This is a genomic window from Phyllobacterium sp. T2-21 (assembly GCF_055378485.1).
On record NZ_AP027912.1, the window covers coordinates 543,006 to 569,261 of the forward strand.

Consider the following 26,256-nt stretch of genomic DNA (forward strand, 5'->3'; position numbering starts at 1 on the left):
TCGAGAAACGAGTGAAATCATGAAATTCACCCTCTCCTGGCTCAAAGATCATCTCGAGACCGAGGCTTCGCTCGGCGAGATCGTCGATGCCTTGACCATGATCGGTCTTGAAGTGGAATCGCTGGATGACAAGGCGGCACTGAAGCCCTTTGTCATCGCCAGGGTGCTCACCGCATCACGCCATCCGGATGCGGACAAGCTGCAGGTGCTCACCGTCGATACTGGCGACGGCAAGCCGTTGCAGGTCGTCTGCGGCGCCCCCAATGCCCGTGCCGGTCTGATCGGCGCGTTTGCAGCGCCGGGTGCCTACGTCCCCGGTATTGATGTTACCCTTTCGGTCGGCAAGATTCGCGGCGTCGAAAGCCACGGCATGATGTGCTCGGAGCGCGAGCTGCAGATGTCGGACGAGCACAACGGCATTATCGATCTGCCGGCTGACGCCCCTGTCGGTACCAGTTTTGCGGCCTATGCCGGGCTGGATGACCCGGTCATCGAGATCAACCTGACACCGAACCGTCCCGACTGCACCAGCATTTACGGCGTTGCCCGGGATCTGGCCGCTGCCGGGCTCGGCACGTTGAAAAGCAATGCCGTCGAGCCGGTGAAAGGCACGGGCAGCCCGTCCGTCAGCGTGTCGCTGGATTTCGGCGACCGCGCGCCGATGTGTGAAGGTTTCGCCCTGCGCACGGTCAAGGGCGTGAAGAACGGACCGAGCCCGAAATGGCTGCAGCAGCGCCTGATGGCCATCGGCCTGCGTCCGATCAATGCGCTGGTCGATATCACTAACTACATGACGTTTGATCGCGGCCGTCCGCTGCATGTGTTCGACGCCGACAAGGTCAAGGGCAACCTCACCGTGCGCTGGGCACGGGAAGGCGAGACGATCCTTGGTCTCAATGGCAAGGAATACACGCTGAACCCGGAAATCGGTGTGATTGCCGATGCGGAAGGCGTCGAGTCGCTTGCCGGTGTCCTTGGTGGTGAACATTCCGGCTGCGATGAGAACACGACGAATGTCGTGGTTGAGTCCGCCCTCTGGGATGCCATGACCATTGCGCGCACCGGCCGCAATCTTGGTATCATCACCGATGCGCGCTACCGGTTCGAGCGCGGTGTCGATCCGGAATTCATGGTGCCGGGCCTCGAGCTTGCCACCCATATGATCCTCGATCTGTGCGGCGGCACGCCTTCCGAAACCCAAGTTGTCGGCTATAAGGGCCACACGCCGAAGTCGGTGACATTCCCGGCAGCGGAGGTCAGGCGCCTCACCGGTATCGATGTGCCGGTCGAGACAAGCCTCGACATTCTCAGCCGTCTCGGCTTCCAGCCGCAAGGCACGGGCGAGGTGGTGGATGTGCTGGTTCCGTCCTGGCGCCCGGATGTCGACGGCAAGGCCGATCTGGTGGAAGAAGTCATGCGTATCCACGGCGTCAACCGTATCGACCCGCAGCCGCTGCAAAGCCATGCGGCGGTCAACGGCAAGATTCTGACCACCCTGCAGATCCGCACCCGCAACGCCAAGCGGGCGCTGGCCTCGCGCGGGATGATGGAAGCCGTCACCTGGTCGTTCATTTCGGAAGAACAGGCAAAACTGTTCGGCGGCGGCCAGCCGTCGCTGAAGCTCGCCAATCCGATTGCCGCCGATATGTCGGATATGCGCCCTTCGCTGTTGCCAAGCCTGCTGGCTGCGGCGCAGCGCAATGCGGATCGTGGCTTCAATGATCTTGCCCTGTTCGAGGTGTCGGGCACCTATGAAGGCAATACGCCGGAAACCCAGCGCCGCGTTGCTGCGGGCGTGCGCCGCGGTACGGCCAAGCTGGACGGTTCCGGCCGCCACTGGGCCGGAAATGCCGCGCCGGTCGGCGTGTTCGATGCCAAGGCTGATGCCCTTGCCGCGCTTGAAGCCTGCGGTGCGCCCGTCGACAAGCTGCAGATCGAGACCGGCGGTCCGGCCTGGTATCATCCCGGCCGTTCCGGCACGATCAAGCTCGGCCCGAAGGTCATTCTGGGCACATTCGGCGAGTTCCACCCGAAGACGCTGGAAACGCTCGATGTATCGGGGGCGCTGTGCGGGTTCGAAATCTACATCGATGCGATCCCCGAGCCGAAGCAGAAGGCGACACGCACCAAGCCGCCGCTGACACTGTCGGATTTCCAGACCGTACGGCGTGATTTTGCATTCGTCGTCGACAAGGCGGTGGATGCGGCTTCGATCGTTCGTGCGGCGCTGGCCGGCGACAAGAAGCTGATCACGGGCGTTCAGGTGTTCGATCTGTTCGAAGGCCCTTCGCTGGGCGCCGACAAGAAATCCGTTGCCATCGAAGTTGCGATTCAGCCGCAGGAGCGCACGCTCAATGACGAGGATCTCGATGCGCTGACCAGACGGATTGTTGAAAGCGTGGGCAAACAGACGGGCGCCGTGCTGCGGGGGTAAAGACCGAACCAAGCGGCATGGCTTTGCCGGCAAAAATCCGGATACAAAAAAGGGGCGCACGGCGCCCCTTTTCATTCGGTCTGAAACCGGAACCTATTTCTGGATGACTTTCCAGTTCTTGTAGAAGATCGAATTGCTGCCCTTGAGGATCAGGCCCATGAACGAGACGATGGCGGCATAGAGGCCGGGAAGATGGGACGGGCGGAGAATGTCGACGAACAGGCAATAACGCGTCTGGTCGGTCTGGTTGACGGACTGGTGCATCAGCGTGTCGTCGAAAATGAACAGCTTGTCGTCCTTCCAGTAGCTCGTCGTGTCGCCGCACCAGATATAGGCCGTGCGGTCATTCATGTCGTTGATGTTGTAGAGGACGCGGATGGTGGCGCGGATCGGGCCAAAATGTTTTGACGTCGAGTTCTTCTTGTTGAACACCGACACGCCGATGGTCTTCACGAAATTATATTTCTCGTAGAAGGACGGCACGTTGACGAAGCTGGGCTGGTCTTTGCCATACCATTTGAAGAAGAACATGCTGCGGGCCTGCTGTTCCGCGCGGGACTGCAATTTGCCGACCAGGTCTTCCTTCTGCGTCGCGGTGATCAGGCGCCTGACCTCCGCCTGATAGTCGGATGGCAGGTCTTCCAGCTTGTAGACGCCCTTGTTGATATAGGGCAGCGACAGGATGTCGAGAACGATGTTCAATGGTGACAGGATCCAGGTGAACAGGCCGTTGCCCCAGAAATACTGTTCGACCATCTGCAGGTCGATATTCTTGTTGCGCGACAGGTCATAGATGCCGCAGATCAGGTAGAAGATCACGAGATAGGGAACGAAATAGGCAAGAATTGCCAGGAGAACCAAACCGACAGCCCAGCGTCTGATCGACTTTTTTGTTGCTTTTTCCATTGTATTCCAGCTTCAGAAGGCCTGACCATCGATGAGCGAACAGGGGTGGTTTGGCGTGTTAGAACAAATAAATTGCCTGCACATTGCAGCGTTGCCCCGGCGGTGTTCGGCCCCGGCAACGGCGTGAAATAGGCCTCACACCGTACCGTCTGTCAAGCGCGAGGCTCTATAATCTGAATTCTGGTGTCAACAAAAGCCGGGCGCTAGATCGCTTTTGCCGCTCCCATCGTTTTGAGCCCCCGCCATTCGATCAGGGCAAAGCAGGCAACCACGGCCGTGACGGCCAGACTGGCGGCGATGCCGAGGGCGGTAAAGGCGGACGGCATCCCCACAAGAATCGCCGGAACGCCGATGACCCATGCGAGGTCGGCGATGAAAACGAAACCGACCAATGGTTTCGATTGGGCTTTCCATCGGGCGATCAGGGCGACATCGGCAGCAAACAGCACGAGCGCGATACCCAGTGCCGCGATCAGCCAGACCGGCGCGCCGGGGATGAGATATTCTGCCGCCAGTTCGGCAAACAGTGCAAGGCCGAGCCCGGTGATGCCGGTGAGGACTGCGTTGATCGTCAATCCGTCTTTCAAGGTGATTTTGGTCATGTCATTCTCCTTCGTTGTGTTGATGACCGGAGAGTGTCGGCATAAGGTAATCGAAACAATTACCTCTGGAGTAATGGATATTGCGAAGCATTCGCGCCAGTCTGGCGGGAATCAGGAGCGGTGATGGAATTCGGCGATCATCTGAAACAATGGCGTTCGCACCGGCACATGAGCCAGATGGATCTGGCGCTGGAAGCCGGTATCTCGTCGCGACATCTGTCGTTTCTCGAAACCGGACGGGCAAGGCCGTCGGAGGGCATGATCATCCGCATCTGCGAAGCGCTGGAGCTGCCGTTCAAGATTCAGAATGAGCTGTTCGGTGCGGCCGGTTTTGCGCCGCGCTACCTCTCGGCGGAACGCGAAGGCATGGCCGGCCTGCCGCCACTGATCCGCGACACGCTCCACATGATCCTCGAGCGGCATGCGCCGTGGCCGGCGGTGGCCTTCAATGCGGATCACGACATTCTCGTTGCCAATGTTGGCTTCATGGGCTTGGCCGAAGCGCTGGGCATTCCGATTGCGCCGGGTGTCAATATTCTGGCGCTGGTGCTTGAGCCGGGCCCCGTGCGCCGGTCCATCGCCAACTGGCCGGATGTCGCCCTGCTGTTCCTGAAGCGTGCCCGCAACGAAGCCAGGCTTTACGGTCCACGCAGCGCGCTGGCGCGGCGCATCGCACAATATGAAACCGATCCGGAAATATCAGCGCTGTTACGCAATGATCAGAGCGAACGCAACCCGCCGCCGGTTATAACCGTGCAGCTGCAACTTGGCGATGCCGTTACCAGCTGGATCACCACGCTGACGGCATTCGGCTCGGCGCAGGAGGTGCTGACCGAGGGCATATTCATCGAGCAGTATTTTCCGGCGGATGACGCAACGCGGGCCATTGCGGAAAGTGCGGGGCGCTGATTGCGCAGCGCCCCGTAGCCGGTATCAGCCGTTGACGAGAGCCAGCGCTGCATCCGAATAGCGGTTGCCCGCGACCCGCGTGGGTGAGAGCGCATCGCCGATCTTTTTCAGGTCCGCCGGCGAGAGAGAGACGTCGGCCGCCGCCGCATTTTCCTCCAGATGCCTGATCTTGCGGGCACCGGGAATCGGCACGATGAAATCACCCTGGTGCAGCACCCAGGCGAGCGCCAGCTGTGCCGGCGTGATGCCTTTGTCCGCAGCCAGGCCCTTCAAGGTGGCGATCAGGGCTGCATTGGCGTCCATATTGTCAGCCTGGAACCGTGGCAGGGTCTTGCGCCAGTCATCGGCACCCAATTCATCCGGCTTGCTGATCGTGCCGGTCAGGAGACCGCGGCCAAGCGGGCTGTAGGGGACAAAGCCGATGCCAAGCTCGCGGCAGACGGCAAAGACCTCGTCTTCCGGCTCGCGGCTCCACAGCGAATATTCGCTCTGCACGGCGGCAATCGGATGCACCTTGTGGGCGCGGCGGATCGTGGCGGCACTGGCCTCGGACAGGCCGAGCGCCTTTACCTTGCCCTGCTGGACCAGCTCCGCCATGGCGCCAACCGTGTCCTCGATGGGAACAGTCGGGTCAACCCGGTGCTGGTAGAACAGGTCGATCTGCTCGATGCCGAGCCGCCCGAGAGACGCTTCCGCAACGGCTTTCACATGTTCCGGGTGGCTGTTGACGCCGACCATGCGCGAGGGGCCTACGCCCTCGTCGGAAATCTTGAAGCCGAACTTCGTGGCGATCACCACCTTGTCGCGGCGGTCCTTCAGGGCCTTGCCGACAAGAATTTCATTGTCGAACGGGCCATAGATTTCTGCCGTGTCGAAAAAGGTCACGCCGATATCCACCGCGCGATGCAGCGTGCGGATCGCGTCGGCCTCGTCCTGTCCGCCATAGGCAAAGGTCATGCCCATGCAGCCGAGACCCACGGCCGATACATCGAGTTCACCGAGTTTGCGCTTTTCCATCACCGATCTCCTTTTGCTGTGATGGCGGAAAAGTAGAGTGCCGATCAGTGTTCGATAATTCTCATATTTTTTCACAGGTTGTTCTATATAATAGATCAATGGATCGATCATACCTGCCTCAACTGTCCGTATTTGCCACTGTTGCAGCCTGTGGCGGCTTCCGGGATGCCGCCAGGGAACTGGGCATTGCGCCGTCGGCTGTCAGCCACGCCATTTCAGCCCTGGAACAGAACCTTGGCGTCCGCCTTCTCGCCCGCACCACGCGCAGCGTCGCGGTGACGGAAGAAGGTGCGCTGCTGCTCAAGCGGCTGCGTCCGGCCCTGGCGGAAATCGACCTGGCGCTCGATGCGGCCAAGGAAGCCAACAACCGCATCGCGGGAACCCTGCGGCTGAGTGTTCCGCCCTTTGCCGCCCACAGGCTGCTGGCCCCGCGCATTGCTGCATTCGCCGCGGCCTATCCCGGCGTCACGCTGGAGCTGCGCGTCGAAGAGCCGTTCAATGACATTGTTGCGGCTGGCGTTGATGCGGGCATGCGGCTGGGTGAGAGTCTGGAACCGGACATGATTGCAGTGCGCATGAGCGATCCGATTAGGGCGAACATCGTTGCGGCGCCGGGCTATTTTGACAGGCACCCGATACCGCTGCACCCGCATGATCTTGCCGGTCATCTCTGTATCCGCCGCCGTTTTGCCAGCGGGCAGGTCTATCGCTGGGAGTTCGAGAAGGACGGCGAGGAAATCGTCATCGACGTGAACGGCCCGCTGATTCTCGGCGACGACCGGTTGGTCATCCAGGCCGCGCTGGACGGCGCCGGCGTGGCCTTCCTGCTGGAACACATGGCGCCGGAAGCCATTGCCGATGGGCGTTTGCTCCGTGTGCTCGATGACTGGTGTGCCCCGTTCCCCGGGGTCTATCTTTATTATCCCAGCCGCCGCCAGATGCGCCCGGCCCTGCGTGCCTTCATCGATTTTTTCAAAGTCTGAGCCTGGCGCTGCTTTCCATTCAGCGCCGTCTTGTCTAGGTTGCCGCCGACAAAAAGGAGAAGTCATCATGTTCCGTTGGGGTGTTCTGTCGACAGCGAAAATCGGGGTCACGGCGGTCATCCCCGCCATATGCGACGCGGAGAACTCCGTCCTGTCGGGTATCGCCAGCCGCGACCTCTTGAAAGCGCGGGCCGTCGCCGGGCGATTCGGCGCGCCGCATGCTTTCGGCTCCTATGAGGCCATGCTGGCATCAGCCGATATTGACGGCGTCTACATACCGCTTCCCACCTCGCAGCATGTGGAGTGGTCGTTGAAAGCCGCCGAAGCGGGCAAGCACGTGCTGTGCGAAAAGCCGATTTCGCTGCATGCCAGCGAAATCGCAGCCTTACAGCGTGCCCGCGACACCCATGGCGTTCTCATCGCCGAGGCGTTCATGGTGACCTATCATCCGCAATGGCTGAAAGTGCGTGAACTGATCGCTGAAGGCGCCATTGGACGCCTACGTCACGTGCAGGGGGCTTTCAGCTATTTCAACAGGGATGCGGGCAACATGCGCAACCAGCTGTCGCTCGGCGGTGGCGCGCTGCCGGATATCGGTGTCTATCCAACGGTGGTCACCCGTTTCGTCACCGGCAAGGAGCCGGTCAGGGTTTCGGCCAATGTCGAGCGCGATGCGGATTTCGGCACGGACTGCTATGCCAGCGTGCGCGCCGATTTCGATGGCTTCGAGCTGTCCTTCTACGTTGCCACCCAGCTGGCCGCGCGCCAGTCCATGGCCTTCCATGGCGATGAAGGGTTTATCGAGGTGCACGGGCCGTTCAACACCGGCAAGTATGACCATGCCCGGGTCACGCTGCATGACAAGACCCACACGGGTGCCACCGAATGGAGTTTCGGTGACGTGAACCATTATCGCCTGCAGATCGAGGCCTTTGCCCGGGCGGCGAAGGGTGAAGACGCGGCCGTGTTTTCGTTGGAAAGCTCGGTGCTCAACCAGAAGCTCATCGATGCGATCTATCGCGCCGGGGAAACCGGTAATTGGGAAGCAGTTTCCTAGTTCACCAATACACGCCGCCGCGTGCCACATGCACGTGCGGGTCGCCATCCGGGGTGTTGAGGCTTCTCGGGCATGCTTCGCACTCGGCTTCCGGGCCGGATACCACCGGCCTGCCGGACTGGGTGTTGAGCAGTGACAGGATTTCCAGATTGCTGGAATTCCAGCGCCCGTGCTGGCGGCCGATCTGCGGAACCGGTGAAGGACGGGTGCGGATCCGGTCCTGCGGCTTGACCATGAGCGTCGCGAGGATGTCATCCGGCAGTGCTTCGCCGCGGGCAACCACACCCGATGCATCCTTCAGCGCCTTCAGTCGCGCCACGCGGGTCTCCGTCAACGGATGCGTGCGCAGGATCGACGGATCGGGAATGCGACCGCCCGGCAGAATGAGATTTTCCCACAGCCTGCCCTGGGCCTTTTCCAGTTTCGTCAGGGCCTGGGCCAACCCGTCCGGGTCGCCCGTCAGCAGGGATGCACCGAGATCGGCATCGAACTCCCGGGTGCGCGACAACGCCATCTGCAGCAGGCCGCCGATGGTCGGTGCAACCAAAAGCACGAGGACACCCAGCCACGGCACCTGCGCATGCGCGCCGCTGGCCAGGAATGTGATGTTGAAGAGCAGCGATACCATGCCGATGGTCGACATCAGCGAGGTGAAGCGCGACACCGTGTCGGCCAGTGCCATGACCTTCAGGTCCTCATTGCGGATATGGCTGATTTCATGCGCCAGCACGCCGGTGAGTTCGCGCGCCGTCAGCACCCGAATCAGCTGGTCCGTCACCGCGACCACGGAATTGTCTTTCCGGCCGACCGCAAAGGCATTCATCATGCGGGAGGGGATGACGTGGAGTTCGGGCGGGCGCGGCAGGCCGGCCCTGCGGGATAATTCCTCGACGATGGCAAGCCCTTGTGGGAACTCTGCGCGTGTTACAGCCCTTGCTTTATACATTTTGAGTACCATCTGAGGACTGATGCGCCGTATGGCGACAAGGCTTATTGCGCCGAAAACAAAGGCGTAGATAATGCCGACGGGCCCCGCCAGCGTAAAAGCGCAGACAATGAGCAATGCCAGGCTTCCGGCAAGAAGCAGCCATGTATGCAGCGTATTGATCAGCTGGCTGCGCCGGTGTTCGGGAAGGTTGAAGTGGAGTGCATCATCGGTCATAGGCGATATATGGCGCTAAAAAGCCGGTTTGCCGAGTCTTTTAAGGCAATTAGGCGTGTAAATGCCGCAGCTTCTGACTTGCATGGTAATTTCAGCCTTCTTATATAGCCCACAACACGCAAGTTCGGCTCGCTGTGGTCGTCTTGTATTGTTTAACCCCCCTAGGGGCTGCTGAATGGAATGCTCGGCAGAGGTCCCGGCAGCCTGCTGAATGGAGAGAAGTATAATGGCTAAAGTTATCGGTATCGATTTGGGTACGACCAATTCCTGCGTCTCCGTCATGGACGGAAAGAACGCGAAGGTCATTGAAAATGCGGAAGGTGCGCGCACGACGCCATCGATCATCGCTTTCACGGATAGCGATGAGCGCCTTGCCGGCCAGCCGGCCAAGCGCCAGGCTGTCACCAATCCTGAAGGAACTGTCTTTGCGGTCAAGCGTCTGATCGGACGCCGTTTTGACGATCCGACCGTTGAAAAGGACAAGAAGCTTGTGCCCTACCACATTGTCAAAGGCGACAATGGCGACGCATGGGTGGAAGTTCACAACCAGAAATATTCGCCCTCGCAGATTTCCGCGATGATTCTGCAGAAGATGAAGGAAACGGCGGAAGCCTATCTCGGTGAAAAGGTCGAGAAGGCCGTCATTACCGTTCCTGCCTACTTCAACGATGCCCAGCGTCAGGCCACCAAGGATGCCGGCAAGATCGCCGGTCTGGAAGTCCTGCGCATCATCAACGAGCCGACCGCAGCTGCCCTGGCCTATGGCCTCGACAAGAAGGAAGGCAAGACCATTGCCGTCTACGATCTGGGCGGCGGCACGTTCGACGTTTCCGTTCTGGAAATCGGCGACGGCGTTTTCGAAGTGAAGTCGACCAATGGCGATACGTTCCTTGGTGGTGAAGACTTTGACATGCGCCTGGTCGAATATTTTGCGGCCGAGTTCAAGAAGGAACAGGGCATCGACCTGAAGAACGACAAGCTTGCCCTGCAGCGCCTCAAGGAAGCTGCGGAAAAGGCCAAGATCGAACTGTCGTCGGCTCAGCAGACCGAAATCAACCTGCCGTTCATCACGGCCGATGCCTCCGGCCCGAAGCACCTGACCATGAAGCTGTCGCGCGCCAAGTTCGAGAGCCTGGTTGACGATCTGGTCCAGCGCACCGTCGAGCCCTGCAAGGCAGCGCTCAAGGATGCAGGCCTCAAGGCCGGTGAAATCGACGAAGTGGTTCTGGTCGGCGGCATGACACGCATGCCGAAGATCCAGGAAGTGGTAAAGGCCTTCTTCGGCAAGGAACCCCACAAGGGCGTGAACCCTGATGAAGTTGTCGCCATGGGCGCAGCCATTCAGGCTGGCGTTCTGCAGGGCGACGTCAAGGACGTCCTGCTGCTCGACGTGACGCCGTTGTCTCTCGGCATCGAAACGCTCGGCGGCGTGTTCACCCGTCTGATCGACCGCAACACGACGATCCCGACGAAGAAGTCGCAGACCTTCTCCACGGCCGAGGACAACCAGTCCGCCGTGACGATCCGCGTCTTCCAGGGCGAGCGTGAAATGGCTGCCGACAACAAGGCGCTTGGCCAGTTCGACCTCGTGGGCATTCCGCCGGCACCGCGCGGCGTTCCGCAGATCGAAGTCGGTTTCGACATCGATGCCAACGGTATCGTCAACGTGTCGGCCAAGGACAAGGGCACGGGCAAGGAACACCAGATCCGCATCCAGGCATCCGGTGGTCTTTCCGATGCCGATATCGAAAAGATGGTCAAGGACGCCGAAGCCAATGCCGAGGCCGACAAGAAGCGCCGCGAGGCGGTCGAGTCGAAGAACCAGGCGGAAGCCCTGATCCATTCGACGGAAAAGTCGCTGAAGGATTACGGCGACAAGGTTTCGGCCGAGGACAAGCAGGCAATCGAAACGGCTCTGGCCGAATTGAAGACTGCGGCCGAAGGCGATGACGCCGAAGCCATCAAGGCCAAGACGCAGACCCTCGCCGAAGTCTCGATGAAGCTCGGTCAGGCCATGTATGAAGCAGCCCAGGCTGCCGAAGGCGAAGGTGAAAAGACCGAAGCCGCGGCCAAGGGCCACGAGGATGTGGTTGACGCCGATTTCGAAGAAATCGACGAAAACGGCAAGAAGAAGTCTGCATAATCTGCAGCACACACTATGATGAAAAGCCCGGCAGAAATGCCGGGCTTTTTGTTTGTGCTAGCGCGCAATGTCTTGCCTGCAAGGCAAAGTTGCATGTTGTGCGTGGTTCGACAGGCTCACCATGAGAGGACTGGGTGGGCTGCAAAGTTAATCTGATAGGTGCAGAACTTGACTCGCTGCAATTCCTCAACCTCCCTCATGGTGAGCCTGTCGAACCACGCACCACAACTCTGCAACGCGTCATCAGAAAAATCATGCCGACTTATCCAACAGATCCCAACCCAAGTTATTCTCAATGTGTCCTTTCCGGCGGGAATGCTTCCGGAAACTTTCGAAAGTCGGGAAAGGATCGGCGCTTCGGCCTCGCGGGGAGGAAAACCTGTGCGGCCGGGGAGGTTTCGCCTCTCTGCCTCCATTCCTCGCGAGGGAACGGGCAGAACAAGGCAAAATCCTCAAAAATCGCCGGAGCGGGTGGTCCTTGGATCGCAAGCATAGCATACCGCATACCCCAAGACCCGCGTTCCAGGGACCGCCCGTCTTTCCCTCTTTCAACAGCCAGACGCAATTGCGGGCGTGGCAACGGGAAAGGCCGGTTATGAGCAATGCCACAGATCAACACAGGCGGATAATCGCGGTGCGCCAGCCCTTCAGCAGGCGGCGGATTAAAGCATTTTGGTTTTCACAGGTGTATAAAACCGTGGAAGGATTGCCACACAAACGCAATAATGCGCAAATATGCGCCAAGTGGAACGAATCAATCCAAGTAGACTATGGCATTCGGGGCGCTGAACACCTAAATACCGGTCTAAAACGAGCCTCTGCGTGAGGCTCTCTGATTTCATGGAACGAGTGTTTGGATGAAGGCTGACTATTACGAAACCCTCGGCGTAGCGAGAGGCGCTGATGAGAAAGAGCTGAAAAGCGCTTTCCGTAAACTGGCGATGCAATATCACCCCGACAAGAATCCGGGCGATGAGAACGCCGAGCACAAATTCAAGGAAATCGGCGAAGCCTATGAAACCTTGAAAGACCCCAACAAGCGCGCGGCCTATGACCGGTTCGGTCACGCGGCGTTTGAAAATGGCGGCATGGGCGGAGGCGGCGGAGGTTTTGGCGGCGCCGGTGGCTTTGCCGATATTTTCGAGGATATTTTTGGCGAGATGATGGGTGGCGGGCGCCAGCGCCGCTCCGGCGGACGCGAGCGCGGTGCCGATCTTCGCTACAACATGGAAATCACGCTGGAAGAGGCCTATGCGGGCAAGACGGCGCAGATTCGCGTGCCGACATCCATCACCTGCGATGAATGTTCCGGCAGCGGCGCCAAGCCGGGCACATCCCCCGTCACCTGCAACACCTGCGGCGGTTCCGGCCGTGTCCGGGCGGCGCAAGGGTTCTTTTCCATCGAGCGGACCTGCCCGACGTGTCATGGCCGCGGCCAGACCATCAAGGATCCCTGCACGAAGTGCTCCGGCCAGGGCCGAATCACCGAGGAGCGTTCGCTCTCGGTCAACATTCCCGCTGGTATCGAAGACGGCACCCGCATCCGGCTGACCGGGGAAGGCGAAGCAGGCGTGCGCGGCGGGCCATCCGGCGATCTCTATATTTTCCTGTCGCTGAAACCGCATGAATTCTTCCAGCGCGACGGATCGGACCTTTACTGCAAGGTACCGATTTCCATGACCACAGCGGCGCTGGGCGGCCAGTTCGAGGTGGCCACGCTTGACGGTACGCAGACACGGGTCAAGATCCCCGAAGGCACGCAGAACGCCAAGCAATTCCGCCTCAAGGGCAAGGGCATGCCGGTTTTGCGCCAGCCCGCCATGGGCGATCTCTATATCCAGATTGCCATCGAGACGCCGCAGAATCTCAACAAGCGCCAGCGCGAGTTGCTGGAAGAGTTCGAGCGCGTGTCGTCCCAGGACAACAGCCCGCAATCGTCAGGCTTTTTTGCCCGCATGAAGGAATTCTTCGAGGGACTCAGCGAGTAAATTTGTTACGGATTTAAGACAACTGGCCTTGCTTCCGCCACGAGTTGCGTCATAAATTTGTCTACCTGCGACGGGAGGATGGGAATGACACGACCACTGGGAAAAAAACTCGCTGAAAAATTCGGCGAGGAGATCCGGTTTTTCAAAGGCTGGATGCATGGACCGAAGGCCGTGGGCTCGATTCTGCCGACCAGTTCCATCACCGCGCGCCGGATGGCCAGCGTCGTCAATCCGCATTCCGGATTGCCGGTACTCGAACTTGGACCCGGCACCGGCGTGATCACGCGGGCGATTCTCAATCGCGGCGTTACGCCTGACAATCTGTTCTGCGTCGAATATTCCTCGGATTTCGCCGCGCATCTGCGCGCGGATTTCCCCGGCGTAAACATTATCGAGGGCGACGCGTTCAACCTCGACAAGACGCTCGGCGGTCACAAGGACCGGATGTTTGATTCGGTCGTTTCGGCGGTGCCGCTGCTGAATTTTCCGGTCGGCGACCGGGTGAAGATCATCGAGGACCTGCTGCGCCGCGTGCCGCATGGCCGCCCGATCGTCCAGATCACCTACGGTCCGATGTCGCCGGTTCCCGCCGGCCGCGGCAATTACAAGATCGAACACCTCGATTTCATCATCCGCAATGTCCCGCCCGCCCGCCTGTGGATTTACCGCCGCGCCTGATTTGCCTTTCATTGTCTGACCCACAGAGGGAACCCCATGCTGCCGAAGATCCTCGTTTTCGCAGGTTCGAACCGTACCGGTGCTTTCAGCGGCCAGGTCGCCGATGTCGCCACCCGGACATTGGCAGCACTGGGCGCCGAGGTGACACGCATAGCCCTCATCGACTACCCGCTGCCGATCATGGATCAGGATCTAGAGAAGGAAAAAGGCATACCGGAGAATGCCATGAAGCTCGGGCGGCTGTTTGCCGCCCATGACGGCATTCTCATCGCATCGCCCGAATACAATTCGTCGATCCCGCCGCTCTTGAAGAACACCATCGACTGGGTCAGCCGGATTTCGCGCGATGGCGAAAAGCCTTTGCGGCCCTATGCCGGCAAGATCGTCGCGCTTTGTTCATCCTCCGACGGCAATTTTGCCGGTGTCCGCGGGCTCTACCACCTGCGCTCCGTGCTGATGAATGTCGGAACGCTGATCATCAGCGAACAATGTTCCGTGGCCCATGCCCATGAGGCCTTCGCCAGCGATGGCTCGTTTCACGATGAACGGACCGCACGGTCCATGGAACGGGTCTGCCAATCGCTGATCGACCATGCACGGCTGGCAAAATCGCGCTGACAGGCGGTTTTTACCCGTCCTTTTGCCGTTGTGATCTTTCCTATCGGGCGCTGGTGTGCCATGGGATGGCGATCAACGGAAAAGGTGGTTTGTCATGATGGAAGCGGCTTTGCGCGATCGCCTCATCGTAGGCCTTGATGTGCCTGACCTGAAGGCGGCGGGCGATATCGTCGGTACGCTCGGGGATACGGTATCCTTCTACAAAATCGGCTATCAGCTGGCGTTTGCCGGTGGCCTTGGATTTGCCTCGGAACTCGTCCAGTCCGGCAAAAAAGTCTTCCTGGACATGAAGCTCCTCGATATCGACAATACCGTCGCCAAGGGCGTCGAGAATATCGTCAAGATGGGCGTTTCCATGCTGACGCTGCATGCCTACCCCAAGGCCATGCAGGCGGCCGTGGAAGCTGCGCGCGGTTCGGACCTGTGCCTGCTCGGCGTCACGGTCCTCACCTCCATGGACCAGCAGGACATGATTGATGCCGGTTACGAGCACGATCCGCACACGCTGGTGCTGATCCGTGCCGAACAGGCCCTGCATGCGGGAATGGGCGGCATCGTCTGTTCGGCGGCCGAAGCCTCCGCCGTGCGCAAGATTGTCGGGCCGGACCTTGCCGTCGTCACGCCGGGTATCCGGCCGAAGGGGGCCGAGGTGGGTGACCAGAAGCGGGTGATGACGCCTGCCGATGCGCTGCGCGCCGGCGCGAGCCATCTCGTGGTTGCCCGGCCCATCGTTGCCGCCGGCGATCCCAGGGCTGCGGCAGAAGCGATCCTTGCCGAAATGGCGGGCGTCTGATCAAATCCGCCGCGGTCCGGATGCAATACCGGACAATGCATGATGTGGAGGATGTATGGCCAAGGGATATTGGATAGCGCGCATCGATGTTCGCGATGCGGAGGGCTACAAGGGTTACATAACGACGGCAAAGCCGGCCTTCGAACGGTTCGGCGCACATTTCTTGGCGCGTGGCGGCACGTTTCATGAACTGGAAGGCACGGCGCGCGGCCGCAATGTGGTGATCGAGTTTCCATCGGTGCAGCATGCCCTCGATTGCTACAACTCTGCGGAATACCAGGCGGCCAAGCTCATCCGGCAGCAATATGCCGATGGCGAAATGGTCATTGTCGAAGGCGCCTGATCTTTACCTGTGCAGTGCGCAATTCATGTTGCGCCTGCACAGGAAATTGTGAACATCTTTCTTTTCACTAATCCGTTTGTTGCATTGCAATATCGATCAAACCGGCTAGGGTCATTCTCCCATCAAGAACATTTTCATCTTTGATGATCATGTTTGTGAGATCGCCGTTGTGTTGATATGATCGGACAGTGGAATGTTTTACCAGCTTTATGAACTCAATCATGCCGCTCTCCAGCCCTACCGGGCCCTGGCGGATGCAACCAAGCTGTTCTACGACAATCCGCTCAATCCCTTTTCGCAGACGATAATCGGCCGGTCCATTACGGCGGGCTGCGAGCTGTTCGAGCGAACCACGCGCACCTACGGCAAGCCGGTTTTCAATCTTCCAACGACCGTCGTGGACGGCGAGGAAGTGGAAATCCGCGAAAAGATCGTCTGGTCAAAGCCGTTCTGCAACGTGATCCACTTCAAGCGCGCGCTGTCGTCAAAGCGCGCTGCGGACCCGAAGATTCTGGTGGTTGCGCCCATGTCCGGCCACTATGCCACGCTGCTGCGCGGCACCGTCGAAGCCCTGCTGCCCCATGCGGACGTCTACATCACCGATTGGGTCGATGCGCGCACCGTGCCGCTGACCGCCGGCCGTTTCGATCTGGATGATTACATCGATTATGTCATCGACATGTTCCACGCGCTGGGCGAAGACACCCATGTGGTGGCGGTCTGCCAGCCATCGGTCCCGGTTCTCGCCGCCGTGTCGGTCATGGAAGCCAATGGCGACCGGTTTGCGCCGTCCAGCATGACGCTGATGGGCGGACCGATCGATACACGCAAGAACCCGACCGCGGTCAATATCCTGGCCGAGGAGAAGGGCATCGACTGGTTCCGCGACAATGTCATCATGTCGGTGCCATGGCCGCATGCCGGCTTCATGCGCGACGTCTATCCCGGCTTCCTGCAGCTTTCCGGCTTCATGAGCATGAATCTTGACCGCCACATCACGGCGCACAAGGAATTCTTCATGCACCTGGTCAAGGAAGATGGCGATTCCGCCGACAAGCACCGCGAGTTCTACGACGAATATCTGGCGGTGATGGATCTGACTGCGGAATTCTACCTGCAGACGGTCGATACGGTTTTTGTCCGCCACGCCCTGCCCAAGGGTGAGATGACCCACCGGGGCAAGCTGGTCGATCCCGCGTCGATCCGCACCGTCGCGCTGCTGACGGTCGAGGGCGAGAACGATGACATTTCCGGTGTCGGGCAGACCAAAGCCGCCCAAACGCTGTGTGTGAACATCCCTGACGCCATGCGCATGCATCATCTGCAGGCCAAGGTCGGCCATTACGGCGTGTTCAACGGATCGCGTTTCCGTGCTGAAATTGCACCACGTATCGTCCAATTCGTTAACGACCATGCTCAGGCCAACCGCAAGAGCAATGTCACCCCGATCGGTAAACGCGCACGCAGCTGAACACGCCTTCCGATTATCGGACAGCCATGCCGGAAGACTGAATCTTCCGGCAGGTTTCTTTTGCGCTTCAATAAAACACAATGAAATCAAATCGCTACTGACATGGCCGCGTACCTCCCGCAGGCGGTCAACAAGGGCGTCATCGTCCTGCGGTTGTGAGCTGCTGCCGCGTACAACCTTCAAATTTTCGTCAAAATCTAGGAAGTTCAAATTTTAACCATATATTAACAATGGCGGGATCGTGGCGCCATTGTGATTGACTCATATCCCTCCCGGCCATTAACGTTTTGTTAACGAAGGCTGGTTGGGTTCGGAGTAAAGCATGTTCGGAGCGGTGAAGATTTTGAGGTCGATGGGGGTCGCGGCGGCACTTTTCGCTGGCGCACTCATCGCAAATTCCGCCTCCGCAGCCGAAGCTTTCATGCAGACCGGCGGTCTGACGTCCCAGCCGATCGGTCATTATGAATTCTGCAAGCGCCTGCCGGATGAGTGCTCGATCCGCAGCCGCAATGTTGCGCCGGCCAAGATGACGCGTGATTTCTGGGAGCTGATCGTCAACGTCAACAGCCATGTGAACCAGACGGTCAAGCCATTGACGGACATGGAAATTTACGGCGTCGAGGAATACTGGGGCTATCCCGACAAGGTCGGCAATGTCGGCGATTGCGAAGACTATGTCCTGGAAAAGCGCCGTGAATTGATGCAGGCGGGCGTTTCCCCGGCCGATCTGCTGATCACCGTTGTGCGCAAGCCCGATGGCGAAGGCCATGCGGTTCTGACGGTGCGCACCGATACCGGCGATTTCATCCTCGACAACCTTGCCGACAGCGTCAAGAACTGGTCGGAAACCGAGTACACCTACCTGAAGCGCCAGGCGACGAACAATACTGGCCGCTGGGTCAGCATCGAAGCCCCAAGCAATATCCTGGTCGGCTCGGTTCACTAAACCACTGCCAAGGCAATCAAGACATGCCGGACCACCAAGGTCCGGCATTTGCTTTTGTACACTTCACGCCGCCTCGTTGGCCGCGTCCTGTGCCATCCGGTAGGAAATGGCCTCAGCCACGTGAATGCGCCCGACGGCTTCGGCCCCGTCAAGGTCGGCCAATGTCCGCGCCACCTTGAGAATCCGGTGATAGCCGCGCGCGGAAAAGCGCATCTGTTCGGCAGCCTGCTGCAGCAGTGCCTGCCCCGGCTTGTCTGGCCGGGAAACCTCCTCGATCAACGCCGCGGGGCAATGGGCGTTCACGGTCACGGCGGCCGATCCCATTTGTTCGTAGCGGCGTCTCTGCAGGTCCCGGGCGCGGGCAACGCGCAGTGCGACCGATGCGCTGCTTTCGGCAACGGGACGGCGGATGAGATCGGCGGCGCTGACGGCGGGAACGTCGATGCGAAGGTCGATGCGGTCAAGCAGCGGCCCCGAAATGCGGGCCTGGTAATCATGGCGGCAGCGTGGCCCCCGGGCGCAGCGGTGTCCCGGTTCTCCGGCCATGCCGCAGCGACAAGGGTTCATGGCGGCAACGAGCTGGATTTGCGCCGGATAGGAAATACGGTGATTGGCGCGGGCGATCACGCATTCTCCGCTTTCCAGCGGCTGTCGCAGGGAGTCGAGCACCTGGGGCGCGAATTCGGGAAATTCATCCAGAAACAGCACGCCGCGATGGGCGAGGGAGACTTCACCGGGGCGGGCGCGCATGCCGCCGCCGACCATCGCCGCCATGGAGGCGGAATGGTGCGGTGCCCGGAACGGCCGCCGGTCGGTGAGCCTGCCGCCCGGCAATTCGCCAGCGACCGAAGCAATCATCGACACCTCGAGCAGTTCGTGCGGCAGCAGCGGCGGCAGGATGGACGGAAGCCGCTGCGCGAGCATGGATTTTCCCGCGCCGGGCGGCCCGATCATGAGCATATTATTTACAAAAGACCCTAAGATATTGGACTATTTCCAATCAGTCGCGCTTAAGCCCGCTCCTGTAAAATCCCTGAAAGTCGCAAGGGTGCGACCAAAGACTGTGATACGTAGGTACAGGCTGTCGCGGTTGATCTCGATCTCAAAGCGACGGGTATTGATAAGCATGCTGGTGATCCCTTCGGTGAAGCCGTCAGATAAAATATCAGCGACAGGCCTTGTATCTTCGATCCTTAAAACTCAGTCAACACATTGAAAAACATATGGTTTAGTGCATTAATTGCGACGGTGGAAAGAATGGGGCTTATTTCGCTCGCCCCACCCGTTGTTCTATTGGGAGAAGTAGTCAGCTAGGCCGATTTGCTTCTTCCTGTCCTTAGGCGTCCGCTCCTGAAAACCAGAGATGGCCAGATTGAAGCCCTGTAGGTAACCAAAGGCGTTGTTGAACGGCATAAGCCTATTCATGGTCCGTGCCTCTTCCTGAGACACATTCCCTGCGAAGATGCCACGGGCTGCTCCCGCCATGCCCAATAGATCATCGTAGGCGGCCGTTCCAGGGTTACCCATGATCAAGTCAGATGGCTGGCCGGTTGTGCGGGAGTAGGCGAATTGCTGCTTGAAGCCGAAACGTGGAAGGGCGGTGTCAACCAGCATTGGTATGATTGAAGCAACACCAGCTTTCGAGAAGCCTGCCGATACGATCTTGTCCCACTTCAACCTGTCCTCAAGGAACTTGTCGTGATCGGATCGGCCAACAGCTTGCGCCCGGGTCTGCACTTCATAAACACCAGCGCCGATGACCATTGCCATAGCGGCATTGATTGCAGCCTCAGGGTCTCGCATATGCAATGCCTTCATCGTTTGCTTCACGTATGATGCAGCCATATAGGTGCGGAACTGTGTGAGCGTCTGCGCGACTGGGTGGCCCATCCACATGATCATGTTGCCCAGATCGTTCTTCTGGATGATCTCACTGGACTTCCGGTACACGGCACGGCGGAAAGCTTCGGCTGCTTCCTTGTCCTTCCATGTGTCCAGTTTGAGACCGGCGACACGCTTGCCGTTCATCTGGACATTCTTAGGGTCCACAAGTTCCGCCTTCACACGCGAGAACATCTCCCTATCGATCCCAAGGTCAGCCAGACGCTTATCGGAGAATTTTCCACGTCCTGCGGCAACATTGGCAAACTTCTGGACAACGCCACGATAAGCCCAACGCTTGGACATGGTGTCGATACCATCCATCCCCGAGATAGTTGAGGTGATACGCTGGCCCCTTTCGAGAAGTGCATTGATCTTGTCGCCTAATGCACCTTTGCCACCCTTGACCATATCAAGCATGGTATCGAAGCGCTCTTCCGGGTTACGGGTCCATTTCTCCATACCAGCGCCAAAGATATGTTCAATATCATCAGCAAAGTTGTCCTTGAGGTGCATCGCACCGTCACGACCCACCATGCGGCGAAATGTGGGAAGTTGAGCCATGGATGCTCGAAGACCCACACTGCCAACAATATTCCCCAACTCAGGTAGCTGGGCGAGACCCACTTGGTTCATCATGCGGATGAAGTTGAACTTGCGTAGCATACGAAGGCCAGTGCCGAACGAAGTGTTGTTGATTTCGTACTGTTTGGTCCCCTTGATCATGTCGATGGCGAACTGCATCCGCTTACGATCCTGAGCAATCTGATTCGGTGTCTGGCCTGCCTGTGCGCCAGCGCGGCCAACGTCATTGAGGTAGTCGGTGATTTCCTTCTCCGACGTGAGGCCGTTCAAGATTGTCTCACCGGTCTTGGGATTGACTAGCTGCATTTGTCCCAAGGCAATGTTGCCCGTGGCACGGTCTGTGTACTTCTGGTTCAGGTACTCAATGTTGGTGTTCAAGAGGTCCTTAACGCCAACTTCAGCATCATGGGCCGCACCAGTTCCCCGAGCGATTGGCCTGTAGGGTAGGACATACTCAGTGTCGATCAAGGCACGTTGCTTGAATGGCTTCGCGTTGCCAGCGTCAGGGGCACCGCGTTCAGGCTTCTGCCAACCCTTGAGGAAATCGTCAGCTTCCATACGGCTGATCGAATTTGTTTCAACCAAAGCGGACAGGGCGTCCTCTACGTTGTCTCCGGAGACCCGGGCGAGGAAGTCATTCCGATCCACACCGGCACCGCGTTCCTTGATAGACCTGAGGAAAGCACCGGACAGTTTATCTAGCTGAGGTTCCGTGAGGTACTGGTTTGACTTGCGCATTCCACCTTTGATGATGTTCTGCACAGTGCCAGCCTCGAAATGCTCATCGAACAGGTGAACCTTCTCATTGTGCCATTCGTGCACCATGTAGTTGTCATTTGGTCCGATTTTGTCTGAGCCCTGCACAGGCCTAGCCGTTTTGCCCTCGCGGGCAAGTGGGTTCTGTTGAAGCTTTAATTGCTCCTTGCGGATCGATGCCCAATTATCACCGGCAAGCTTCACTTCCTTTGGGTACAAATCTGCCTTGTTGAAACGGGTGTCCTCCACATACTTGAAGACCGCAGTATCAAACTGTTCCTCAGTGCCACCAGCTTTGAGGAAAGCCGCTTTCTGGGGAACCCAAACGCGCTGGAAAGCACCATTAAACTCCTGCTTCAGCATTTCCTTACTTTCGGAAGCTGCACGGCCATTCAGAGCCCCGCCGATCTTGCCAGTACCGTCTTGAACCAAGCCACTCATTGTTAGACGTGCGGCGGGATTGAGCGATTTGTCGCCCATTGCAGATAGATCGCCACGGACACCAGCAAAGGCCGAATGGGCAATGTCGTCGTGCTCAAGGAAGTTCATGGCATTGTCAGGATCGAGCAAGGAGCCGCTATTGATACCCTTGGCACCTACGGAACCCGGATTACCACGGTGCACATAGGGAACACCTTCGTGGCCAGCAACGACCTGATGGCCTAAGTCCTGCAACTGCTGGCCTTCTGTAGATGTTGCGGGGTTACCACTGAGGCGACCTACAACAGCCCCGAGACCGAAGCCAATCACCGTGCCCATCATAAGGTCGGCCTTGGTAGCATTCGGGTTGAAGCCGTAGTTGACTGCGGTAGTTGCCAGACCCGATGCACCGCCGATGAGGGCTGAGCGGAGGACCCTTCCGATACGCAGACCATACTTGCCAAGGGTCAACTCGGGTGCCACTGAGGAAACAGCAATGTCAGCCGCAAGATTCACAGGGTCAAGTGCTTGGTTGACGAAGTTTAGTGCGGTTCCTGTAAAGCCTGCTTCAGCCAGCCTACCTAGCCGGTCACGGTCGTTCTGAGCGTCCTGAATTGCCTTGTGGTAACCTAGCTTGGACGTTGAGCCACCTAGGAATTTGGCGTAGTGCTCTGGGTCAAGGTTTGCTGTCTCAAGGTCTGCTGTAAGCTGCTTCTCGTCTGGCTTAATCCACGACGGGTCATCCTTGTACGGATTGCTGTTGAGGATCAGAGCTAGTGTGCTGTTCTGGTTGTAGGCATCCTTCTGCGTCTGCCACAGGGAAGGCCCAGGTTCAGGATCGGCAGCCCGAGCTACACCCGAGACAGCCTGATTCGGCATAAGTGGAACTTCGGTTTCTGCGGTGTAGGCAACGCCGGGAGACACCGTACCGGCTGGGCCGCCACCACGGATAATCTCAGCTTCCTTGTTGCGGCGATTGCGGTTGATCCCGCCATTGTCTGATCCCCGTGCGACAACCGCGTCTGCGATAGCGTTAATGTTACCTGTCTGGGCGGCTGAAACGATGTCACTGGGGATCGAGCCGTAGTTATACGCGGTGGATGTAAGAGCGGCTTGGGTTGGTGCTGGCAGAGCTTGCCACTTGTCCCGGCCAACCTTGTCAGCGGCGGCTTCTGCGAAGATGTTCGCACGGCGGGATAGGTCCCGGTCGCTGTCTTCTCGGGTCACTACGCTGTCTTTGGTGATCCGCTGGACCGTGCCGTCCTCGAGAGTTGTGGTGTCGGAACCGTAGCCAGCTCGGAAGGCGTTAACGTCCCATTTGGCGTTGTTAATGTGGCCTTCGAAGCCTTTGATGATTGATAGTGCGTCAGTCATTGGTTGGGTGGTTCTTTCTGTTGATGAGTGCTGGTGATCTTGAAGCGGTCGTAGAAGCCGCGCGTGATGAGGCCACGCACTACGCCTTCCCGGAGGCGCCAGCGCGTTTGAGGAACGGTGAGCCGCATGACAGCTGCTAGATGTTCAATGGTCTTGTACTGGCCGGAGCGAAGGAGAAGGATTGCATCTCTGATCCCGTTGGCCGTGGTGCGTTCGCGTGAGACCCGCCACTGTCTGAGCCGTATGTAAGCTCGGTCGTTCATGCTGGGTCAGTGCCCGCCATGGTCGCTACCACTCGGTCTGGGCTGCTTCCCAAGCGTCATACTCCTCGGATGCCTGTTCCGCTGTCTTGGCGATGGCTGCTGCTCATGCGGATTGCTCGGCAAGAGCCTGTGCTTGCGAATACACCGTGCCGCTGGGCAACCGACGGGCTGTCTTATGAACCGCCTCGGTGACCGAAGAGTTACGTGTTTCGACCTTCTCTGCTGGAAGTGCCTCATCACGGACCCAGTGATATCCCGGCTTCACCGTAGAGGAGACCCCAGACAGCCTGTCAGCACCTTCGGCACCTACGCGGGTGTCAATATTCGTCCAGGGCGATCCGTGGCGTAGTTCGGCTGCGATGCTCTTCTCTTCGCCTTCGATCTGGTTATCCACGTGGATGACGTTGGGCCGTTGTCGGGCCGGTCGGGTAGAATTGGCCTCAGCAAGGATCGCGTCAACGATTGCTACACCTGACGGGATGACAGGCTTCCGAGCCTTGCGCTGAGCGTGAGCCTTGTCGCTGTAACCCTCAGGTGTAAGTCGCTCAATCTGTCGGCCTGTCTTCTTGGACCAAAGGGCACGGAGTTTCCACGTGCGTTTGATCTTGTCTGCGTAGTTGGCGTCGGGTGCCAATGGTGCGGGTAACATGGCGTAGGGGATGCCCACCTTGACGCATTCCAAGTCCCAGCTTGGCTGGATGCGCTTGGTCGGTGTCGAATTGCCTGTTCGTGTGTCGGCTCTCATTACAGTAGTCCTCGCTTGAAGTATGGTTTTGTGCTGAATTGGCTGGCGTATGCCTTGCCGTTCGGGCCACGTAGCCAGATGTGATAAATATCCTCGGCTCTTGCGCTGGTCAGTTCTTTCGTTCGCTGGACGAACTCGAACTCGGTCATGGATTGGATGTTTTCGGAGGTCTTTAGGTCGAACTGCTGCCGCAGGCGGGTGAGTAGTGGTGTCATCGGTGGGGTTCTTGCTCCATAGCTGTAGGAAAGGCCCCATTGCTGGAGCCTCGGTTCTGTCGTTAATGATAGATTTTCTTGGCGGGATAAGTGGAACGAGAGCGGCCCTTATCCAACTCGAAAGAGTGGGACTAAGGCGGATATCTCGTATCTGCGAGAGGCGTAATCCCCGAGACCCCGAACCCATCAGGGCGCAGCCCCATCTGAAGGAAAACAAGGCGTCCTTCGTACTCGGAGACCACACGCTTAAGGTGCTGTAAGGTAGCCTTGGTGGATTTTAATGGAAGGGATTATGGGGCCGTTCCGGGCCGTTCAACTCAGGACATCGTTACGATAAATTATCGGAGATGTTCGAGGTATCTTGGATTTTGGAATGTCTCGGCTATGTCCGGTCATCCATCGTTGGAAGTTGTTCAGTTTATTGCTGGGAAGTTGTTTCCCGCACCTAAGTCCACCGTGGTTATATAAAGCGGAAGGACCTTCGGATGTTACCTTTTCAGGTCAGACAATGCCCGATGCACCGTCATCTTCGTCAGGCCGGTTCTCTTGATGAGGTCGATCTGTCTCAGGGTTGGTTCGGATTTCAGCAGTACCTTGATCTGATCGAACGCTTTGAGCTTCTTAGGCTGCTCCGGTTCGGCCATTGCCTTCTCCAGTTCCAGCATTTCCTTCACGTAGTGGATACCGGCAGGGGTGATTAGGTCGAACTCATAGCCGGTTGGTGAGAACACACGGCGGCCATAGCGCATCTTAATGGCCCACTCGGACAACCTGTGAGTACCATCGTATTCCGTGCGGAAGTCATTGGGGTCACAGTTCATTTTGCAATAACGCGGTTCCAGCTCAACATGCATGAGGCCAATGCCCACGAGGGTTTCCCTTATTTTCCTCCGTCCAATACCAAGGACGTGAGCCATGTTAGCAATGCTTAGAGAACTGCCGTTCGTGTACTCGCCTTCAGCGTACTCAGGAACAATGGTGACTTCGCCCGTCACAGGGGTTACCAACTCATCACCGGGAAGCGATGGCCAGTAGTGCTGCATCTTGTGGTCACGAAACGACTGCCTGTCCTTCATCAATCTGTATGCAGGGGTGGCATGGCCAATGGTCTTGGCAATGGCAACGTGGTTCTCAACGACCACAGCATTCACCCCTGTCCATTCAGGCTTGGGCGTTAGATCGGAAAAGGCAGCAGCCCATTCTTCAGAAGATTTGCTCTTCGATAAAGATACGGACACATACTCGGCACCCGTCAACTCCTGTTCAGCAATGATCGCCACCGCCACCCGCTGGTTTGCCATGTGGCGCTCCATGCTCTCTTGGCGGCCCCTAAGCTCCTGAACACGGGCGAGGTAGACAGGGTTCTCAGCACGGGCCTTGTCACGCTTTCTTTCGCGTTCCATGATCTTCATGTCTGCGGGGCATACGGCCCACGGATTGGCGATGTCGGGGTGCACCGCATTTCTTATTTGACCCCGTGACAGGGCCTTGGTGATCTTCATGTGGCTTTCGTCTCCTTTGGTTGGCTGGGGTTTCTGGTTGTCGCTGTGCTCAGCCTCCAAACACACAGATAGGCAAATAGACGTCGGCAGGGATATCGCCCCCTACGCGGCCTCTCTGAGCTCAGCCTTCGCAAATCTATGGCTCTCAACGAAACCATCCACCCACGTAGGAGCCCATGGGTTCGACTTCGGAGCACACCAGATTTGCGGATGTGAAGTGCTAGTGGTGCATGTTAGGTCCTAAGCCCACCGGAGTGGGCCAAGGTGTCCTAGGGGATAAGTAAGTATAAGAAGAAATACTACAGCGAATGAGGCACTTCATCACCAATAGGGTGCGTTAGGCTTTAAAGTATTGATTGTCCAACAACTTAAGTAATTCAACAGAATTCAACAATTATAATTCATGACAGACAGCCAATCAAGATGCAAGTTATACCGACGATTCCATATTTTGACTATATCTGT

Annotated in this window: 21 protein-coding genes and 1 pseudogene; 13 read left to right on the forward strand and 9 right to left on the reverse strand. The window is 58.3% G+C overall.

Features of this window, described 5'->3' with window-relative positions:
• Positions 1–19 precede the first annotated feature (19 nt).
• Positions 20–2,434, forward strand: a complete 2,415-nt coding sequence (pheT, locus tag ACZ5FP_RS02765; protein ID WP_464661994.1) for a phenylalanine--tRNA ligase subunit beta — start codon at positions 20–22, stop codon at positions 2,432–2,434.
• 93 nt (positions 2,435–2,527) lie between these two features.
• Here the strand turns inward: pheT and ACZ5FP_RS02770 are convergent, their stop codons facing one another.
• Both ACZ5FP_RS02770 and ACZ5FP_RS02775 read right to left on the reverse strand, forming a co-directional pair.
• Positions 2,528–3,340 carry an aspartyl/asparaginyl beta-hydroxylase domain-containing protein gene (locus tag ACZ5FP_RS02770; RefSeq protein WP_464661996.1) on the reverse strand — a complete coding sequence of 271 codons (813 nt, stop codon included), beginning with the start codon at positions 3,338–3,340 and terminating at the stop codon, positions 2,528–2,530.
• A 203-nt stretch (positions 3,341–3,543) separates the two neighbouring features.
• Complete coding sequence (locus tag ACZ5FP_RS02775; RefSeq protein WP_464661998.1) at positions 3,544–3,942, reverse strand: hypothetical protein; 399 nt, start codon at positions 3,940–3,942, stop codon at positions 3,544–3,546.
• 123 nt (positions 3,943–4,065) lie between these two features.
• Here ACZ5FP_RS02775 and ACZ5FP_RS02780 point away from each other — a divergent pair, with 123 nt between their 5' ends.
• Entirely contained in the window at positions 4,066–4,851 is a 786-nt protein-coding gene (locus ACZ5FP_RS02780) for a helix-turn-helix domain-containing protein (protein ID WP_464661999.1), read from the forward strand.
• A gap of 24 nt (positions 4,852–4,875) precedes the next feature.
• Here ACZ5FP_RS02780 and ACZ5FP_RS02785 read toward each other — a convergent pair whose 3' ends face one another.
• Positions 4,876–5,868: an aldo/keto reductase gene (locus ACZ5FP_RS02785; protein ID WP_464662001.1), complete on the reverse strand. Its 993-nt coding sequence runs from the start codon at positions 5,866–5,868 to the stop codon at positions 4,876–4,878.
• Positions 5,869–5,966: 98 nt separating this feature from the next.
• Between ACZ5FP_RS02785 and ACZ5FP_RS02790 the strand changes: the two genes are divergently transcribed.
• Positions 5,967–6,851: a LysR family transcriptional regulator gene (locus tag ACZ5FP_RS02790; RefSeq protein WP_464662003.1), complete on the forward strand. Its 885-nt coding sequence runs from the start codon at positions 5,967–5,969 to the stop codon at positions 6,849–6,851.
• 67 nt (positions 6,852–6,918) lie between these two features.
• On the forward strand, positions 6,919–7,908 hold the full coding sequence (locus tag ACZ5FP_RS02795; RefSeq protein WP_464662005.1) for a Gfo/Idh/MocA family protein: 990 nt from the start codon (positions 6,919–6,921) through the stop codon (positions 7,906–7,908).
• Position 7,909: 1 nt separating this feature from the next.
• Here the strand turns inward: ACZ5FP_RS02795 and ACZ5FP_RS02800 are convergent, their stop codons facing one another.
• The gene (locus ACZ5FP_RS02800; protein ID WP_464662007.1) at positions 7,910–9,070 is read right to left on the reverse strand and encodes a zinc metalloprotease HtpX; all 1,161 of its coding nucleotides are present in this window, start codon (positions 9,068–9,070) and stop codon (positions 7,910–7,912) included.
• Positions 9,071–9,296: 226 nt separating this feature from the next.
• Here ACZ5FP_RS02800 and dnaK point away from each other — a divergent pair, with 226 nt between their 5' ends.
• The 9 genes from dnaK (at position 9,297) to ACZ5FP_RS02845 (ending at position 18,050) form a co-directional block, all read left to right on the forward strand.
• Entirely contained in the window at positions 9,297–11,213 is a 1,917-nt protein-coding gene (dnaK, locus tag ACZ5FP_RS02805; RefSeq protein ID WP_223613998.1) for a molecular chaperone DnaK, read from the forward strand.
• Positions 11,214–11,808: 595 nt separating this feature from the next.
• Complete coding sequence (locus tag ACZ5FP_RS02810; protein ID WP_464662009.1) at positions 11,809–12,039, forward strand: hypothetical protein; 231 nt, start codon at positions 11,809–11,811, stop codon at positions 12,037–12,039.
• 31 nt (positions 12,040–12,070) lie between these two features.
• Positions 12,071–13,201: a molecular chaperone DnaJ gene (gene dnaJ / locus ACZ5FP_RS02815; RefSeq protein WP_223613999.1), complete on the forward strand. Its 1,131-nt coding sequence runs from the start codon at positions 12,071–12,073 to the stop codon at positions 13,199–13,201.
• Positions 13,202–13,285: 84 nt separating this feature from the next.
• Positions 13,286–13,879 carry a phospholipid N-methyltransferase PmtA gene (pmtA, locus tag ACZ5FP_RS02820; protein WP_464662011.1) on the forward strand — a complete coding sequence of 198 codons (594 nt, stop codon included), beginning with the start codon at positions 13,286–13,288 and terminating at the stop codon, positions 13,877–13,879.
• A 36-nt stretch (positions 13,880–13,915) separates the two neighbouring features.
• Complete coding sequence (locus ACZ5FP_RS02825; RefSeq protein ID WP_464662013.1) at positions 13,916–14,497, forward strand: NADPH-dependent FMN reductase; 582 nt, start codon at positions 13,916–13,918, stop codon at positions 14,495–14,497.
• A 97-nt stretch (positions 14,498–14,594) separates the two neighbouring features.
• Positions 14,595–15,290, forward strand: coding sequence for an orotidine-5'-phosphate decarboxylase (pyrF, locus tag ACZ5FP_RS02830; protein WP_464663148.1), 696 nt, complete (start codon positions 14,595–14,597; stop codon positions 15,288–15,290).
• 55 nt (positions 15,291–15,345) lie between these two features.
• On the forward strand, positions 15,346–15,633 hold the full coding sequence (locus ACZ5FP_RS02835) for a DUF1330 domain-containing protein (protein WP_223614001.1): 288 nt from the start codon (positions 15,346–15,348) through the stop codon (positions 15,631–15,633).
• A 193-nt stretch (positions 15,634–15,826) separates the two neighbouring features.
• Complete coding sequence (locus tag ACZ5FP_RS02840) at positions 15,827–17,104, forward strand: polyhydroxyalkanoate depolymerase (RefSeq protein ID WP_346307879.1); 1,278 nt, start codon at positions 15,827–15,829, stop codon at positions 17,102–17,104.
• 322 nt (positions 17,105–17,426) lie between these two features.
• Positions 17,427–18,050, forward strand: coding sequence for a transglutaminase-like cysteine peptidase (locus tag ACZ5FP_RS02845; protein WP_346307878.1), 624 nt, complete (start codon positions 17,427–17,429; stop codon positions 18,048–18,050).
• 63 nt (positions 18,051–18,113) lie between these two features.
• Here the strand turns inward: ACZ5FP_RS02845 and ACZ5FP_RS02850 are convergent.
• From ACZ5FP_RS02850 to ACZ5FP_RS02870, 5 genes and pseudogenes are all read right to left on the reverse strand, one after another.
• Positions 18,114–19,016, reverse strand: a pseudogene (locus ACZ5FP_RS02850) (YifB family Mg chelatase-like AAA ATPase); the annotation flags it as partial.
• 324 nt (positions 19,017–19,340) lie between these two features.
• Positions 19,341–23,066: a hypothetical protein gene (locus ACZ5FP_RS02855; RefSeq protein ID WP_464662016.1), complete on the reverse strand. Its 3,726-nt coding sequence runs from the start codon at positions 23,064–23,066 to the stop codon at positions 19,341–19,343.
• A gap of 366 nt (positions 23,067–23,432) precedes the next feature.
• Positions 23,433–24,074, reverse strand: a complete 642-nt coding sequence (locus tag ACZ5FP_RS02860; RefSeq protein WP_464662018.1) for a hypothetical protein — start codon at positions 24,072–24,074, stop codon at positions 23,433–23,435.
• Positions 24,074–24,289, reverse strand: a complete 216-nt coding sequence (locus ACZ5FP_RS02865; protein ID WP_464662020.1) for a hypothetical protein — start codon at positions 24,287–24,289, stop codon at positions 24,074–24,076. Before ACZ5FP_RS02865 ends, ACZ5FP_RS02860 begins: the two co-directional genes overlap by 1 nt.
• Positions 24,290–24,777: 488 nt before the next feature.
• The gene (locus ACZ5FP_RS02870; RefSeq protein WP_464662021.1) at positions 24,778–25,791 is read right to left on the reverse strand and encodes a hypothetical protein; all 1,014 of its coding nucleotides are present in this window, start codon (positions 25,789–25,791) and stop codon (positions 24,778–24,780) included.
• Between the last annotated feature and the right edge of the window lie 465 nt (positions 25,792–26,256).

What these genes read in the sequence shown, in the direction of transcription:
- pyrF (WP_464663148.1), top strand. Translation starts at nt 14,595, where the DNA reads ATGGAAGCGGCTTTGCGCGATCGCCTCATCGTAGGCCTTGATGTGCCT.
- pheT (WP_464661994.1), top strand. Translation starts at nt 20, where the DNA reads ATGAAATTCACCCTCTCCTGGCTCAAAGATCATCTCGAGACCGAGGCT.
- ACZ5FP_RS02785 (WP_464662001.1), bottom strand. Translation starts at nt 5,868, where the DNA reads ATGGAAAAGCGCAAACTCGGTGAACTCGATGTATCGGCCGTGGGTCTC.
- ACZ5FP_RS02770 (WP_464661996.1), bottom strand. Translation starts at nt 3,340, where the DNA reads ATGGAAAAAGCAACAAAAAAGTCGATCAGACGCTGGGCTGTCGGTTTG.
- ACZ5FP_RS02775 (WP_464661998.1), bottom strand. Translation starts at nt 3,942, where the DNA reads ATGACCAAAATCACCTTGAAAGACGGATTGACGATCAACGCAGTCCTC.
- ACZ5FP_RS02825 (WP_464662013.1), top strand. Translation starts at nt 13,916, where the DNA reads ATGCTGCCGAAGATCCTCGTTTTCGCAGGTTCGAACCGTACCGGTGCT.
- ACZ5FP_RS02870 (WP_464662021.1), bottom strand. Translation starts at nt 25,791, where the DNA reads ATGAAGATCACCAAGGCCCTGTCACGGGGTCAAATAAGAAATGCGGTG.
- ACZ5FP_RS02865 (WP_464662020.1), bottom strand. Translation starts at nt 24,289, where the DNA reads ATGACACCACTACTCACCCGCCTGCGGCAGCAGTTCGACCTAAAGACC.
- ACZ5FP_RS02800 (WP_464662007.1), bottom strand. Translation starts at nt 9,070, where the DNA reads ATGACCGATGATGCACTCCACTTCAACCTTCCCGAACACCGGCGCAGC.
- ACZ5FP_RS02790 (WP_464662003.1), top strand. Translation starts at nt 5,967, where the DNA reads ATGGATCGATCATACCTGCCTCAACTGTCCGTATTTGCCACTGTTGCA.
- ACZ5FP_RS02860 (WP_464662018.1), bottom strand. Translation starts at nt 24,074, where the DNA reads ATGAGAGCCGACACACGAACAGGCAATTCGACACCGACCAAGCGCATC.
- ACZ5FP_RS02845 (WP_346307878.1), top strand. Translation starts at nt 17,427, where the DNA reads ATGTTCGGAGCGGTGAAGATTTTGAGGTCGATGGGGGTCGCGGCGGCA.
- dnaK (WP_223613998.1), top strand. Translation starts at nt 9,297, where the DNA reads ATGGCTAAAGTTATCGGTATCGATTTGGGTACGACCAATTCCTGCGTC.
- ACZ5FP_RS02855 (WP_464662016.1), bottom strand. Translation starts at nt 23,066, where the DNA reads ATGACTGACGCACTATCAATCATCAAAGGCTTCGAAGGCCACATTAAC.
- ACZ5FP_RS02835 (WP_223614001.1), top strand. Translation starts at nt 15,346, where the DNA reads ATGGCCAAGGGATATTGGATAGCGCGCATCGATGTTCGCGATGCGGAG.
- ACZ5FP_RS02795 (WP_464662005.1), top strand. Translation starts at nt 6,919, where the DNA reads ATGTTCCGTTGGGGTGTTCTGTCGACAGCGAAAATCGGGGTCACGGCG.
- pmtA (WP_464662011.1), top strand. Translation starts at nt 13,286, where the DNA reads ATGACACGACCACTGGGAAAAAAACTCGCTGAAAAATTCGGCGAGGAG.
- ACZ5FP_RS02810 (WP_464662009.1), top strand. Translation starts at nt 11,809, where the DNA reads ATGAGCAATGCCACAGATCAACACAGGCGGATAATCGCGGTGCGCCAG.
- ACZ5FP_RS02780 (WP_464661999.1), top strand. Translation starts at nt 4,066, where the DNA reads ATGGAATTCGGCGATCATCTGAAACAATGGCGTTCGCACCGGCACATG.
- ACZ5FP_RS02840 (WP_346307879.1), top strand. Translation starts at nt 15,827, where the DNA reads ATGTTTTACCAGCTTTATGAACTCAATCATGCCGCTCTCCAGCCCTAC.
- dnaJ (WP_223613999.1), top strand. Translation starts at nt 12,071, where the DNA reads ATGAAGGCTGACTATTACGAAACCCTCGGCGTAGCGAGAGGCGCTGAT.